The sequence below is a fragment of the Candidatus Desulfatibia sp. genome (assembly GCF_036446775.1).
Taxonomy (GTDB): domain Bacteria; phylum Desulfobacterota; class Desulfobacteria; order Desulfobacterales; family UBA11574; genus Desulfatibia_A.
Window position 1 is genome coordinate 1 of sequence record NZ_JAZFTO010000397.1, and the last position, 14,385, is coordinate 14,385.

14 protein-coding genes are annotated in these 14,385 nt (G+C 45.8%); 9 read left to right on the forward strand and 5 right to left on the reverse strand.

Annotated features, from left to right (window positions below):
* The 3 genes from V3S16_RS17950 to V3S16_RS17960 form a co-directional block, all read right to left on the reverse strand.
* Window positions 1-256: hypothetical protein (locus tag V3S16_RS17950; protein WP_413887474.1), on the reverse strand; the 256-nt coding region annotated here is incomplete at its 3' end.
* Window positions 257-594: 338 nt separating this feature from the next.
* Entirely contained in the window at window positions 595-744 is a 150-nt protein-coding gene (locus V3S16_RS17955) for a hypothetical protein (protein WP_413887476.1), read from the reverse strand.
* A gap of 1,069 nt (window positions 745-1,813) precedes the next feature.
* Window positions 1,814-2,953, reverse strand: coding sequence for a phosphotransferase (locus V3S16_RS17960; RefSeq protein WP_413887478.1), 1,140 nt, complete (start codon window positions 2,951-2,953; stop codon window positions 1,814-1,816).
* 484 nt (window positions 2,954-3,437) lie between these two features.
* On the opposite strand from V3S16_RS17960, the gene V3S16_RS17965 reads away from it, so the two are divergent.
* From V3S16_RS17965 to moaA, 8 genes are all read left to right on the forward strand, one after another.
* Window positions 3,438-3,689 carry an NERD domain-containing protein gene (locus tag V3S16_RS17965; protein WP_413887502.1) on the forward strand — a complete coding sequence of 84 codons (252 nt, stop codon included), beginning with the start codon at window positions 3,438-3,440 and terminating at the stop codon, window positions 3,687-3,689.
* Complete coding sequence (locus V3S16_RS17970) at window positions 3,667-3,981, forward strand: hypothetical protein (RefSeq protein WP_413887480.1); 315 nt, start codon at window positions 3,667-3,669, stop codon at window positions 3,979-3,981. Before V3S16_RS17965 ends, V3S16_RS17970 begins: the two co-directional genes overlap by 23 nt.
* Before the next feature lie 502 nt (window positions 3,982-4,483).
* Window positions 4,484-4,717, forward strand: a complete 234-nt coding sequence (locus V3S16_RS17975) for an FmdB family zinc ribbon protein (protein ID WP_413887484.1) — start codon at window positions 4,484-4,486, stop codon at window positions 4,715-4,717.
* Window positions 4,717-5,664: a hydroxymethylbilane synthase gene (gene hemC, locus V3S16_RS17980; protein WP_413887486.1), complete on the forward strand. Its 948-nt coding sequence runs from the start codon at window positions 4,717-4,719 to the stop codon at window positions 5,662-5,664. Before V3S16_RS17975 ends, hemC begins: the two co-directional genes overlap by 1 nt.
* Window positions 5,654-7,171 carry a uroporphyrinogen-III C-methyltransferase gene (gene cobA, locus V3S16_RS17985; protein ID WP_413887488.1) on the forward strand — a complete coding sequence of 506 codons (1,518 nt, stop codon included), beginning with the start codon at window positions 5,654-5,656 and terminating at the stop codon, window positions 7,169-7,171. The genes hemC and cobA overlap by 11 nt, the downstream gene beginning before the upstream one ends.
* Window positions 7,172-7,378: 207 nt before the next feature.
* Window positions 7,379-8,548, forward strand: a complete 1,170-nt coding sequence (locus V3S16_RS17990) for a hypothetical protein (protein ID WP_413887490.1) — start codon at window positions 7,379-7,381, stop codon at window positions 8,546-8,548.
* Entirely contained in the window at window positions 8,529-9,503 is a 975-nt protein-coding gene (locus V3S16_RS17995; protein WP_413887492.1) for a glucosyl-3-phosphoglycerate synthase, read from the forward strand. Before V3S16_RS17990 ends, V3S16_RS17995 begins: the two co-directional genes overlap by 20 nt.
* Before the next feature lie 327 nt (window positions 9,504-9,830).
* Window positions 9,831-10,823, forward strand: coding sequence for a GTP 3',8-cyclase MoaA (gene moaA, locus V3S16_RS18000; protein WP_413887494.1), 993 nt, complete (start codon window positions 9,831-9,833; stop codon window positions 10,821-10,823).
* Between the two features lie 297 nt (window positions 10,824-11,120).
* Here the strand turns inward: moaA and V3S16_RS18005 are convergent, their stop codons facing one another.
* Window positions 11,121-11,795 (reverse strand): transglutaminase-like domain-containing protein, encoded by a 675-nt coding sequence (locus tag V3S16_RS18005; protein WP_413887496.1) that lies wholly within the window; start codon window positions 11,793-11,795, stop codon window positions 11,121-11,123.
* A gap of 182 nt (window positions 11,796-11,977) precedes the next feature.
* On the reverse strand, window positions 11,978-12,904 hold the full coding sequence (locus V3S16_RS18010; RefSeq protein WP_413887498.1) for a DMT family transporter: 927 nt from the start codon (window positions 12,902-12,904) through the stop codon (window positions 11,978-11,980).
* A 138-nt stretch (window positions 12,905-13,042) separates the two neighbouring features.
* Between V3S16_RS18010 and V3S16_RS18015 the strand changes: the two genes are divergently transcribed.
* Window positions 13,043-14,218, forward strand: a complete 1,176-nt coding sequence (locus tag V3S16_RS18015) for a murein transglycosylase domain-containing protein (RefSeq protein WP_413887500.1) — start codon at window positions 13,043-13,045, stop codon at window positions 14,216-14,218.
* Window positions 14,219-14,385 lie beyond the last annotated feature (167 nt).

Here is a 14,385-nt window from a genome sequence, read left to right on the forward strand (position 1 = left end):
CCGCATCCTGCAGTTCAGGGGATATGGAATCGTCACGGCAGTCGCGGCATTCTTGCTCGAAATCCATGACCAAACGCAAGGTCCTCGTGAAGTCGGGGCTCTGGAAAGCGCGCATGATTTCCATCGCGGCCGTCTCCCGCCTTTGCTGACGGTGGTGGCGTATTTCGTACAGCGCGAAGATGACGCCGATGATCACCAACAGCACACCGAAAATTTCGGCAAAATTGGCCACTGTTTGCAAATTCACGTCGAACATGCCGCGATCTGGAAGTTAGTCTCCTTGCAGGATAGACCCAGCCACACCCGGAATGCAGATTTCCTAGCTGATGACGTACCTTCAGCGGTTTTTGTGGCAGTCAAAACGCCAGATAGCAAACATTCGCCTGCTGTGCTCGCAGGTCCGCTTTGGGTCGTTAGCGGCCCTTTTGGCTAATTCTAGCTTAATGTCCGCTTTTCTCTAAAGCGGCCGTTCAAACTGTTACGAAAACGATTTGGCTAACGGCAGCTTTGGGTCAAGAGCGACGTGGGTCGCTGCGTTTACAGCGGCCCGGCGAATGTAACGAGCACACCACCTTTGAGGTCTTCATCAAGCAACTACGTTGCAATCGGAACTTGACGGGGCATAACGGTGCGTATCGATTTATTCTTCTTTTCTCTTTTCAATTGTCGTTTTTCCTTTGGACTACGCTGAGCCTTTTTCTGATGTTCCTTTTTTCCTTTATCTTTCTTTCCCTTATCGCCCATGTCTGTTTCTCCGTGATTGAAAACGAATGTTCAGCCTTGCGTTTCTTGCTGTTCAAACCGGGTACTCCCCGGCCCGTAACTCGCCAAGTCCCGTCAGTTAAGGGATGTCGCCGAACGGTCGCGGTAGGAATGCCGGTTACCCGGCACCCCCCGCACAGATCCCAGCGTGCGGAACTACCGCACTGGGCTCCTGCCTCAGGTCAGACGCAGAAGCGTTGATTCACGGCACCTTGTGGTGTCCCCACCACGGTCTTGGACCACCTGCCGTCTTCGCTGCTTCTCGTACCCTGTTCAGTCCGATCGACGCTTCTTCCAGCCCCTGTGTGCCGGTCACGGCCGTCTGAACACAGTTCCCCTCGGCCGGAGGCCTTTTCTCCACGAACTCCGCCGGTGGTTGGTCACGCCGTTGGCTTGATTGTGCACCTTTGTTCGTTCGCTTCATCGATAATATTCCTCCGTCCGACTTCCCAGGCGCGTACATGTCAGGCGTTCGGCCATTGGCCTTTTCCGACCGGACCGACTGTGGATAGCAGCCGGTCACGACTGGGATCTCCCGGTTTCCGTACAAAGAGTTTGCATACATGCTCCGGTTCTCTGACTCCGCGGGTCCGGTGCGCCACTCGCGCTGGCGCGACGTACCGTATTGCCTTCCCCACCAAGTCACTAGGTCGGCAACCCGAAATAGGTGATTTCGGAGCTCAATAGCCAGGCCTGCATACCCCCTGTCAACGCTTCGCCGCCCCCCTTACGGGAAGCCGACGCATGACTCGGGGCCACGGCTGGTCGCTAATCATTACCATGCGGGGGACTTTCACCCCCTACTCTTTGCCGGCTTTTACCGGCGCTTTCGGCTTGACCCCTTTATTGGAAGGCGTGACTATTGCAAAGCGGTGTGACAACTTTTATTATAGTAGGTATCTATATGGTATAATTTTGTTCCGAATCAAACCAGTCTTTAATTCATGATTCCTTGCCTGTACCAACAGTCAGCGTCAAATCAATATCATTGAAGATTACTTAAGGCAATCGCAAATATTTTAGAGATCATTTTTGGGAAGATGAAAGGCAATTACAGCACCTGATCTATGTTAGATTTATTAGATTGTAGAGGAGAGTGCTTGAAAGATGTTAAATTAAATTCTTGTCCTAAAATGCATTTGTACAATTGATCCCAACTCCGCTCCATCCATTGCCCCACTTGTACACTATGTAAAAGATAATCCTTGTATTCATCGGGGTCGTGATCATTGGTGTAAAACCTTCCCAAAACCCAGTCTATCAAAGAAAGATTGCTCAAATGGATCATTTCAGGAAGATGTTCCAGTTCCATCTTGTTTAAAGGTTCAATGCCGCTTATATTTTCGGCAGCCTCTTGATATGCCCCTAAGAAGCTCTCAATACGGTCAAGCAGTAAATTTCCCGCATCAACTCCATTCCATACAGAACAGAAATAGAGTAAGGCTATAGCGACATCAAAACACCTTAAATCTGCATTTGACCAGTCAAAATCAAAAATACCGCTGACTTTTCCATCCCGAAATTTTATATTTCCGGGATGATAGTCTCCATGGATCACAAGGTGTGGCATTTCATTATATCTATTTTTAAATTGTATTTTATATAACATACTGTAAAGATATTCGAATTGATCGAAAAAGTATTGATCAAACGAAGAGTTGCCCGCTTTTTTTGCAAAAGAGAGCCATTGGTCCGGCATGAAAAAAACCTTATCAATATACCTTTGGTTCATCCAACCATCAATACCCCTCCACTCACATATTGCACTGTGATAATAAGCCAGCACTTTCCCCGCATCCCTAAGCTCTGCATCCGTGCACAAAGGATAAATCCAATTGTATTTATCTTCACCGGGCAAATAGCTACAAATGGTGATATATCTATCTTCGGTGAGGTTTCCCGTCTTTTCAGTTAGTTTTGCATAGGCTGTATGATTTTTAGTCAGAATAACATGTGGTGAAATGTCAAAACCTTGTTGAATAAGTTCATGCATTAGGGCAATCTCGAACTTTATTCTTTCTTCAAGAATACCCTTACGGTAATATCGTAAAATATAATGGTTTTTCTTATTATCTTTTCGGGTTTCAATTTTGTATGTTTCGTTCCTATACCCTCGATGATTCTTTCTTATATAGTTTATGTGACCAAGGTCATAAAAATTTAACAGAAATTTGTGAAGGTTTTCATGCATATTTCCATCCAAAAAGCACAACGATTAATCGATTATCAACAAAAATATCAAATATAAGTAATGGATGTTTAATATTTTATTGTAAATGAATCAAGTATGATTGGGAGAGGTATGAAATGGGTATAGGGCATAACCATACCCGCTATTCCGAGGATACAATATCTTAAATCAGACAAGGCTTGCAAAAAGTGAAGATTTCTTGCCTTCATCAACAGGCACTATCAAATCAATAACATTGAAGATTACTTAATGGGAATGGGGTCAAACCTTGATCATTGATTAAAGCGGACTAGGGGACATCTTAACATATTAAGTTGCTTCTTTTTTCTTTTCATTTTAATCGGATACCATGCCTAGAAAATCGAGAATATGGGATCGGCGTCAAAGCTTGAATTGTGAATTAGCAGCCGCCGTTTACGTTTAGAGATGATACAATAAGAATCAAACATCGCAGATTTTTTATAAGGAGTGCATCTTGGCAACCATGATCCTTGAAAATGTTGAGATTTTTACAACCGAGGGCGAAAAGCAATTTTACCGCTTTCTTGAATCTGTTGCCAAACCTGACTCTCAATATATTGCGTGGTATACACCCGATCTAAAAGGAAAGGAACCCGATTTTATATTATTTGGCGATAAGATCGGACTTATCGTTTTTGAAGTTAAAGATTGGGCCTTAGAGCAAATCCGGGAAGCAAAGGGACGCTGTCATTGTGTCTTTAACGGCTTCGGATGACGAATTTATTAAATCAGAAAAAAATTTCCTGATGATGCCAAACAGAATGAACGTCTCCTTTACCCGGCCAAGGTCGAAACTGATTGTTGTAGGAAGCAAAAAGCTGTTTCGAACCATACCGGCCGATCGTGACGAGCAATATGAAGAAGTGATTGATGGCCGCGCTGTTATGAGGTCCAAGGGTGTGATGCTGACAAACTATTTTAAACGGTGGTACTTTCACGTGAAAAGCTCTCAACGGATTGTTGATGCAACAAAACTGGCTGGAAGGTTGTTGGCAGATGGTAAATAAGAAGTTCATTGCATCGGCTGAACGGTACCTTGATTTATAAATATTTATGTTTATTTTTGTTCCAACCACGCGTGTGGGTTTCAATATAAATATAATTGCAGGTCTCTTAATTCCAGACCTCGTCATTCACCAGATAAAAATGACCGTAGACCGTTATATACTGCGGGATTTCACAAAAATTGGACATCCGGTCGGTCTGGGTTAGGAGGTTCAGAGTTCAGCGTTCAGGGTTAATCGCTTCGCGCTTTTTTCCTATACCATTGATTCCATAGGGGCAATTAAATGAGGTGATCAACCTCTGAACCCTGGTCGCCTACGGCGCCGCCAAAGGCGGGTAAACCTTTGAACATTGAACCTTTGAACCCAACTCTTTGATTAGAAATGGTGCGTTTTGTCCAAAATTTTCCCCGCAATCTGTCATTATTTACGAGGTCTGAACTTATTGATATGCATGCATACTTTTGGATAAAAGCTCGCTTATTTTTTGAAGGAAAAATAAATAATGCCGATTTATGAGTATCAATGTAGTGCTTGTGGCAAAGAATTTGAGTATCTGGTTTTTAAAAGCAGCCAAGTACCGGATTGCCCTGCATGCCAAAGTCAGAAAATAACCAAACTGATGTCGGCCTCCACTTTTTTCAGTAAAAGCAAAAGCGGTCTAACCCAAAGCTCTTCTGCGGCCGCATCATCCTGCAGCGGATGCGCAGCCACCAGCTGTACGAGTTGTACGCTATAATGAACAAAACGATTAAAATCGGAACCCGCGGTAGCAAACTTGCGCTCTGGCAAGCCAACTGGGTCAAGTCGGCGCTTGCAGACCAACACCCTGCCCTTACGGTCGAACTTGTCATCATAAAAACCAAAGGGGATAAGATCTTAGATGTACCCCTGGCCAAGGTTGGCGGTAAGGGGCTTTTTGTCAAAGAAATAGAGGATGCGCTTTTAAACCGCCGTGTTGACCTTGCCGTCCACAGCATGAAAGATATGCCGGCTGAAATACCCCAAGGTTTATGTATCGGTGCGATTCCCGAGCGCGAAAATCCGCAAGATGTTCTGATCTCCAAAAACGGACATCAGTTGTCTGAATTAGGCGCAGGAGCTCTTATAGGCACCAGTAGTCTGCGACGGGCATCTCAGATTCTGCATGCAAGACCGGACCTGGTTATTAAACCCCTGAGGGGCAACCTCGACACCCGCCTTAAAAAACTCGAAACGGAAAACCTTGATGCCGTCATTTTGGCAGCCGCCGGTGTAAAGCGCCTGGGCCTTGAAGACCGCGTCACCGAATACCTGGATGAAACCATTATGCTGCCGGCCGTGGGTCAGGGAGCCCTCTGTATCGAAATCAGACAAAATGATCCTGTAATTGAGCCGCTCGTCGCTGCCCTCGAACATCCTCAGACAAGAAGCGTGGTTATGGGCGAACGCGCTTTCTTAAATCGTCTTGAAGGCGGCTGCCAGGTCCCCATAGCCGCCCACGGCAAGATTGAAAATAACACTTTCACCATATGCGGACTGGTGGCAACCCTCGACGGAACCACCGTAATCAAAGACACCCTCTCAGGGCCGGCGGACTCCTCCGCACAAATAGGCCTGGACCTCGCTGAGCACCTGATTGCGATGGGATCTCAAGAAATCATAGAAAACCTTAAAGAGGATCTGGATATAAGCCATGCAGGGTAAAGTCTATCTGGTCGGTGCCGGACCCGGCGATCCGGGATTGATTACAGTAAAGGGATTGGAATGTATACAAAAAGCCGACGTTTTAATAAAAGATTATCTGGCATCACCGATCTTGTCGGCCTATACCCCAAAACACACCGAGATTATTTATGTCGGTAAAAAAGCAGGCGACCACTGCTTCACCCAAGACCAAATTAACGCCCTGATCGTGAAAAAAGCAAAGGAAGGATTAACGGTAGTTCGTCTTAAAGGCGGCGACCCGTTTGTCTTTGGACGCGGTGGTGAAGAAGCGGAGGAACTGATCAAGGCCGAAATTCCTTTCGAAATCGTTCCCGGCGTCACATCGGCAATTGCGGTGCCGGCTTATGCGGGTATACCGCTGACTCACAGAAAATATACGTCCACCCTCGCTATCGTAACCGGCCATGAAAACCCAACCAAAAAAGAATCGAATATAGACTGGAAAGCCCTGGCAACAGGAATCGGCACCATTGTCTTTTTAATGGGAGTTAAAAACCTGACGCGGATTGCCCAGCAGTTGATGCACTACGGCAAGCGACCCGACACCCCGGTTGCGGTGATACGCTGGGGAACTACACCTAAACAGGTGACGGTTACCGGCACACTTGAAACGATTGCCAAACGTGTTGCCAACGCCGGTCTTAAAGCTCCTGCCATTATTGTTGTAGGCGATGTCGTGGAGCTGAGAGAATCATTGAAATGGTATGAAAACCGCCCTTTAATGGGCAAGACAATCGTAGTGACCAGGGCGCGGCAGCAGGCCAGCGAGCTGGTAAATCGCCTGGCCGAACTGGGTGCAGAGTGTCTGGAGTGCCCGACCATTAAGGTTGTTCCTCCAAAGGATACCCGGCCCCTGGAAGCGGCCATCAAAAGAATTTCGACTTATGACTGGCTGGTTTTTACCAGTGTAAACGGTGTAAATTTCTTTTTCGAGCATCTTTTCGCCATGGGCAGGGACGTGCGGGCCCTGCATCACATTAAGACGGCAGTCGTCGGCCCCGTCACTGAGCAAAGACTCTTCGATTTCGGGATAAAAAGCGACATCATGCCTGAGAGCTATCGAGCCGAGTCTGTTATCAAGGCCTTTGCCGGCCAGGATATTAATGGGGAAAAGATTCTTCTGCCGCGGGCCAAAAAAGCCAGGTCTGTTCTACCGGTAGAATTGACAAAAATGGGTGCTGTCGTTGATGACGTCACGGCATATGAGAATCAAGCTGTTACTGATAATGCCGCTGGCTTTTTAACGAGACTGAAAGAAGGCTCCATAAATCTTGTCACTTTTACAAGTTCATCGACCGTTAATAACTTTCATGCCCTCCTGCCTGCTGATGCACTGGAAACCCTGATGAAAGATGTTGTCATTGCCAGCATCGGCCCCATCACCGCCGACACTGCCAGGGATTTGGGTTTCAAGGTCGACATCATGGCCGAACCGTATACCATACCGGGGTTATGTGAAGCCATCAGGCAGTACTATCAAAAATAACCTTCATTTTATACGAAAATATTTGGGCACTAATGATTGACCTAAGCCTATGTTTCGGTGTATTCTTAAATGTTTTTGGACATAATTGCAGCTTTTTTCAGTCTCGCTAAAGCGAACAGCCCCGCCCCGGCGGAATTCAACTGAAAGGGCTTTATCAAAGCATCGCAAAGAGCGAAGAACGCGCTCGATTATCAGGTTGAGGCCGTTATGGACCACTATCTCGACAAACTACCCGACTTTGTCAACACCATCAAATCAATCCAAGAGACCATCATTACCAATATTGTATTGATCGGCCAGATACCTTCGCCAACATTTAAGGAAAAAAGACGGACTCAGGCTCTGATGGAAAGACTGGCCGAATTCCAAGTCGATGAATGTTCCACCGACGGCTATCGGAATCCCATCGGAATCATCAGAGGAACCTCCGGGCCGAAACCGCCTATTTTCGTCGTGGCCAATCTTGATACTGTTTTTGCAAGAGATGTTGATCACTATTATACCATAAAAGAAAACTCCATTACAGGTGCCGGCATCCTGGACAATTCCCTTGCCGTTGGCATCCTGGTATCCCTGCCCGAAATAATCAGAGCATTAGATTTGCGTTTTGAATCGGACATTGTCCTGGCAGGCGTTATCCAGTCTATCGGCAAGGGAAATTTAAGAGGCATACGTCATCTTTTAAAGACCTGGAACACCCCCATTAGAGGTGCTGTCTGCATAGAGAGTGCTGAACTGGGCCGGCTCAACTATTACACTGACGGCATGATCAGGTGCGAAGTGGAGTGCAACATCTCGGTAGCCAACGGATGGGAGCACAAGTTCAAACCGAATGCAATCCTGGTCATTAATGAGGTTATCAACCAGATCCAGAAACTGCGTTTGCCTCAAAAACCCCGATCAAGAGTAATCTTTGGTAAAACTTCCGGTGGTTTCAAACATGGCATGATCGCCTATGATGCCATGCTCGGTTTTGAAATCCAAAGTGACTCCGACAGAATGGTAAAATCAATTTTCAACGATATTAAAGATATCATTGGCGGTATCAGTCATGAATATGAGGTCGACCTGAAGCTAAAAACCATCAGCAGCCTCAATGCTTCCAGATTAAAGTTCAGCCACCCTTTAGTAAAAAGTACCGTAGCGGTAATGAAAAAACTGGAGATAGAACCGATCAGTGAACCCAGCGAGTCGGAGCTTTCGATCTTTCTTGCCAAAAAAATACCGGCGGTTACCCTCGGTGTTACCCGGGGAGAAAACCATCACCAAGTAAATGCCAAAGTAGAAATTGAACCCATTTACAAAGGGATCGCCCAAATCATCGGCGTAATGATGGCCATTGACAGAGGGGTGTGCGATGAAAAACGACTGGTTTAAAAAAAATACTTTTCATTATTCTGATTTTAACGACTTGGGTCGACTGGTAGATCAAAAAAGAAAGAAAAATCTTAAAATATCTTTGTGCCTGCCGACGTTAAATGAAGAAAAAACCATCGCCAAAGAAATCTTGATCATGAAGTCCGAGCTGATGACCCGCTACCCGCTTCTGGATGAGATCGTTGTCGTAGACTCCGGCTCAACCGATAGAACCAGAGAGATTGCCCGCGCATTTGGCGCCGACGTTTATGAAGCAAAAGACATTCTGCCGGACCTCGAGACTTTCAAAGGCAAAGGTGAAAACCTCTGGAAGGCCCTTTACGTAACAGAGGGTGATATCATTGTATATCTTGACACGGACATCAAAAATATCCACTACAGGTTTGCCTATGCTCTCATCGCTCCCCTGCTCTTTTATGATAATGTTAAATACGTTAAGGCTTTTTACGACAGGCCTATTGCCATAGGCAAAAATAAAATCAGGCCCACCGGCGGCGGGCGGGTCACGGAGCTCGTCATCCGCCCGCTATTCTCTTTATATTTTCCGGAACTCACAAAGATCCTGCAACCGTTGTCAGGTGAATATGCCGGTTCCAGGGAAGTATTTGAAGCCATACCGTTTCCAATTGGATACGGCGTTGAGACCAGCATGATTCTCGATATCTACGAAAAATGGGGGCTTGATGTCATCGCCCAGGTCGATCTGGACAAGCGCATTCACCGAAACCAGGATACAAGGACTTTAGGTAAAATGGCCTTTGTAATTATGATGACTTTTATCAACCGCCAAAAAAAACTCGGATTGGTAGATTTAAAAAATGATCTTTTCCGCGAAATGATCCAATATAATCTTGTCAAAAATGAATACCATCCGGATATTTTTAAAACAGAAGGGCATGAAAGGCCGCCGATCATCGAGATTCCCGAATACCGACATAAGTTTAACAAAAACTAAAACTTCAGACCTCGTCATTCATCAGATAAAAATGACCGTAGACCTTTATATACTGCGTGATTGCAAAAAAATCGGACATACGGTCGGTCTGGGTTAGAAGGTTCAGGGTTCAGGGTTCAGGGTTAATCGCTTCGCGCTTTTTCCCTATACCATTGATTCCATAGAGGTAATTAAATGAGGGATCAACCTCTGAACCTTTGAACCCAACACTTTGATTAGAAATGGAGCGTTTTGTACAAAATTTTCCCCGTAATCTGTCATTATTTACGAAGTCTGAACCTATAACGATCGTTAAAAAAAAAGCGCCGGCCTGAGGAAATCTTAACGTTGCATAATTCAAGTTTAATCGACAACTACAACCGCAAACTTAACTACCTGCGGATTTCTATTACCGACCGCTGCAATCTAAAATGCATGTACTGCGTCCCTCCTGATAGTATTCCAAAGATTCCCCACAAAGAAATATTAAGGTATGAAGAAATTCTAAGACTTGTACGGGTCGGCGTAAGCCTTGGAGTTTCCAAAGTTCGGATCACCGGAGGAGAACCGCTTTTTAGAAAAGGGGTATACGATTTTCTGGAGCAGCTGACTCAAATTGAGGGACTTTTGGATGTATCGCTGACGACCAACGGTGTTCTTTTAAAAGACAACATTTACAAAATAAAATCCACGGGCATCAAAAGAATCAATATCAGTCTGGATACCTTAAACCCAAAAAAATTTCAAGAAATTGCCGGCTACGATTACTTTGATCAGATCTGGGAAGGTATAGAACTGGCGCAGCAAATCGGTTTTGATCCCATCAAACTTAATGTGGTCCCCCTGCCGGGAGTTAATGATGATGAATTAACAGACTTCGCCCGGCTGTCATTCACGCACCCTTTTCACATCCGGTTTATCGAATATATGCCCATGGGAAACTTACAGATGCCCACCGGACGGCGCCTGCTTGCCCCTGAAATAAAAAGGCGCATCAGCACCCTTGGAGAGTTGATCCCGGTCGAAAAAAACACAACTGACGGCCCGGCCGAACGCTTTAAGTTTGAAACGGCCCTTGGAGAAATCGGATTTATCCGGCCGATCAGCCGGCATTTTTGCAATGCATGTAACCGCTTAAGATTAACAGCCAGCGGACAACTCAGGCTGTGCCTTTTATCGGATCGTCAGGAAGATCTGAAAACAGCGCTTCGAAAAGGGTGTTCTGACAACCAGCTGGCAGAAATTTTAATTCAGGCCGTCCGCCGCAAGCCGTCCGAACACAATCTGGGGAACGATCATTCCGGCAAAATTTCAGACCAGATGTGCTCCATCGGCGGCTAACCCAAATTGCTCACAATCCTGATTCAGCCCATCGGCAAGTCAAAGATTCCGGCATCGGGATTGAGCAAAGCGAAATCCCGCCTCCGGGGGCACTCAGGGTTGGGGGCCAAAAAAAAAGCCTGGGCCGTATCAGTGGGAGGCTACATTTTCTCGCACAGATCATCAGTTTACGGCCCAGGCTTTTGAGACTACTTTAATCCCCAAATGGTTCAGTCTGTTTTTTAATGCTTGCTACCAGAATTTAAATAACGAATCAAGTTTTTTTTAAAAAATCTACATTTTTATTGTAATTGCAACCTATGACTCCGAGGGTGTAGATTTCACCGATTCCAAATCGTCAATCCACTTCCTTACCCGATGCTTGCCATAAGCCTGTTCCCATGCCGCCAAAATGTCATCCACAGGGATATCCGCATAGGTCCCGTGAAATTCCAGGTATTCCATAAACTGCTTTTTATCCATATTACAGGAATGGAAAATCGAATCTTCCCGACCGTTGAATTCAAGGGGAGCAACATGATGCTTTTTACACAGCTCGGCATTAAAGGTTGGAGTCGACTTTACCCATTGGCCCTCAAGATAAAGCTCTGTGAATCCGTGATAGACAAATACATCCGAACCCATAAAATCGATCAGTTTTTGAGTGGCGAGATGATTGCGAACCGTACCGAAACCGACTCTCGACGGGATGCCGCATGCCCTGGCGAGCGCACAAAGGAGCGCGGCTTTGCTAATACAAAACCCCCGGCCGCTTTTAAGGATATTGCTGGCACGGTAATGCTCCGGAAGATAAAACGGGTAATAGGGATCGTACCAGATACTGTCCCGAACGGCGTAATAGAGTTTTACGGCCCCGGCGACCGGATCTTTACCCGCAGCGCTCACCGTGTCATTTGCATATTCAATGATGCTGGGATGATCGCTGTCAATGATTGCCGTAGGAGAAATGTATTTTTTGTCAATATGCTCCATGGTTCCCTCCACCCTGTGAGATGTCCGCGCTACCGGAGGCAGCGTAGAGAAATGATGTCTCGCCATCGCTCTATCTGTTTTGAATTTTGAATTTTGGTGCTTGGAATTTGTTTGAGGTTTGAATTTTGGTGCTTGGAATTTTCATAATTTTCTAAAACCAGTAGCTTTATTTATTCCAACAATTACCTATTTAAATGACTTGGCCCTGGCCTTCTTTGGACTAATTTGTCTTTTTTGTTAAACGTTGCGTTAGTAAGATAAACTCCGGAACAAACCAAAATAGTCCCGGCAAGCAGTGACGGTGTGATCGGCTCCTTGAGAATCAAAAAAGCTAAAAGGACCGCACTGATCGGAACGAAGTTAATAAACAGGCTGGCTTTGGTAGGGCCCAGCGCTTTGATGCCTTGATAGTACCAGACAAATCCAATCACAGTTCCAAAAAATCCCAAGTAGAAAAGACTTAACCATTCAATCATAGAATAATAACGGAAATGGTGCAGGGCTCCTTCAAAATACGCCGGAAAAAATAGAAAACCGGCACCGATAACGGCAGAGTAACTTACTGAAGCCAGCGGTGATAGACCCTCCATAACGGCTTTTCCGATCAACGAATACGCAACCCAGCTGATAACACAACCAAAGATAAAAATTTCCCCCCAACCCAGATTGTCAGCCAAAATAGAGTTCAAATTTCCTTTGGTAATAACAATTACGGCCCCGATTACTGATATGATAATTCCAAAGACCTTGATCAGATTTAATTTTTCTTTAAAAAAATAAGCCGAAAGCAGGGCAATAAATATCGGATTACAAGCAATAATGACCGCCGCCCGACCGGCACTGATTATTTTGAGACCTTTAAAAAAGAAAACATTGTAGGAAAACACACCCGTCATCCCCAGTAGAAAAACAGGTATCCATTGCCCCTTTTGGGGTAAACCGAATTTACCCTCCAGCTTATAGGTAAAGAACAGCAGAAAGACCGAGGCAATCATAAATCTAAAAAAGGCCGCAGAAAACGGGCCCACGTCCTGCGCAACGATCCTGCCGGCAATAAACGTCCCGCCCCAAAAAATCGCCGTAAGAAGCAGCTTTAAATAAATCAACATTTTCCATACCCCCAAAACGATCGTGGAGGTGCTCTTTAACATGTTGATTTTACCTTGTCCATAATGATAATAGCTCAATTGATCGTAAACAAAATGAAGAAACTCTGAAATTCGTATTTAAGGATTTGATATCAGGTCATGAAAAAACGAATCGCGTTGCTTTTAGTTCTCGGTCTTCTTTTAGCATGCTCAAGAGGAGACATGCTCCGTGCAGCCCGGATAGCGGCCACCGGTGATGTTGCTTCAGCCCAGCATATGGCGGCCGAAAAAGCGGTCCGTTACGCCGCTGATCCCAAGTCACTGGAGCGTGATATCAAGCGTTTTGAAAAAGATTTTAAAAATCTTATAGAAACATTCAGAAAGGCGATGTTAGCGGTCTGGGGCAAAAAAGAGGCCCAAGAGCCTAAACCCAAGGTATACGTCAAATATACCCAGAACTATCTTTCGCGTGCTGCGGTGGATTTCGACAAGGGCCTTATTACTATTGAAACACTGGATCAGAAAACACCTGAAAAAAGTCTTAAGACCGCCATCGCCACCACGCTGCTGACTCCGGATGATCCCAGGGCCGTGGATCTTTATACCGCCAAACCCATCAAATTAGGTGAAGTCCCCTTTCTTTACAGAGAAGTTAAAGATCACGGAGGTGAGGATATCCGCTGGGCATGGCGGGCTGAGCGGTTTGCGGATCATCTGGTCGCAAACAGGCTGCAAACCCGGCAAATCAAAAGCAACGGCACCGTAAAAACCATTTACTACGTGACCACCGCTATGGTCAAAGACCATCTTCAGGTGCGGGCCAAAAAGTACATGATACTGGTGCAACGCTCCGCAAAAGAGTTTTCCGTCAGCAAAAACCTCATTTATGCCATCATGAAAACCGAAAGCGACTTTAATCCGTATGCGGTCAGCAGTGCGCCGGCCTTCGGACTGATGCAGATCGTACCCACAACGGCAGGCCAGGATGTAAATAAGTTTCTAAAAAAAAGCGGTCTGCCTACCAGGGAATTTCTGTTCAAGCCTGCCAACAATATCAAGTACGGCAGCGCCTATTTACATCTTTTGAACTATAAATATTTAAACGACATTCAAAATCCTGTTTCGCGGGAATATTGCGTCATCGCCGCCTACAATACGGGCGCCGGTAACGTCCTGCGGACCTTTGACCGCAAACGCGACCTGGCCCCCGGTCGCATAAACCGCCTGGATCCCCTTGACGTATTCAACACCCTGCGCCGGAAACTGCCCCACAAGGAAACCCGCCGGTATCTGGTCAAAGTCATGGACGCCAAGAAAGATTTTGTGAATTTTTAAAATTTGGTGGAAATGGGGAAATGAAGCTTAGGGCTCGCGCAAAAATAACTTCACATTTTTACATCTCAGCTTCAGCCCATCTTTGGCTGATACCTCACTCGCAAAATCCGCGAAATAGCCAGCTATTCCTGTGGTTTTGCTCTCTCGGATCAGCCAAACCTGAACCA

Excerpts from the sequence above, each read along its gene's own strand:
- V3S16_RS18005 (WP_413887496.1), bottom strand. The coding sequence starts at position 11,795 with ATGGAGCATATTGACAAAAAATACATTTCTCCTACGGCAATCATTGAC.
- V3S16_RS18015 (WP_413887500.1), top strand. The coding sequence starts at position 13,043 with ATGAAAAAACGAATCGCGTTGCTTTTAGTTCTCGGTCTTCTTTTAGCA.
- V3S16_RS17990 (WP_413887490.1), top strand. The coding sequence starts at position 7,379 with ATGGACCACTATCTCGACAAACTACCCGACTTTGTCAACACCATCAAA.
- cobA (WP_413887488.1), top strand. The coding sequence starts at position 5,654 with ATGCAGGGTAAAGTCTATCTGGTCGGTGCCGGACCCGGCGATCCGGGA.
- hemC (WP_413887486.1), top strand. The coding sequence starts at position 4,717 with ATGAACAAAACGATTAAAATCGGAACCCGCGGTAGCAAACTTGCGCTC.
- V3S16_RS18010 (WP_413887498.1), bottom strand. The coding sequence starts at position 12,904 with ATGTTGATTTATTTAAAGCTGCTTCTTACGGCGATTTTTTGGGGCGGG.
- V3S16_RS17960 (WP_413887478.1), bottom strand. The coding sequence starts at position 2,953 with ATGCATGAAAACCTTCACAAATTTCTGTTAAATTTTTATGACCTTGGT.
- V3S16_RS17975 (WP_413887484.1), top strand. The coding sequence starts at position 4,484 with ATGCCGATTTATGAGTATCAATGTAGTGCTTGTGGCAAAGAATTTGAG.
- V3S16_RS17965 (WP_413887502.1), top strand. The coding sequence starts at position 3,438 with ATGATCCTTGAAAATGTTGAGATTTTTACAACCGAGGGCGAAAAGCAA.
- V3S16_RS17995 (WP_413887492.1), top strand. The coding sequence starts at position 8,529 with ATGAAAAACGACTGGTTTAAAAAAAATACTTTTCATTATTCTGATTTT.
- V3S16_RS17955 (WP_413887476.1), bottom strand. The coding sequence starts at position 744 with ATGGGCGATAAGGGAAAGAAAGATAAAGGAAAAAAGGAACATCAGAAA.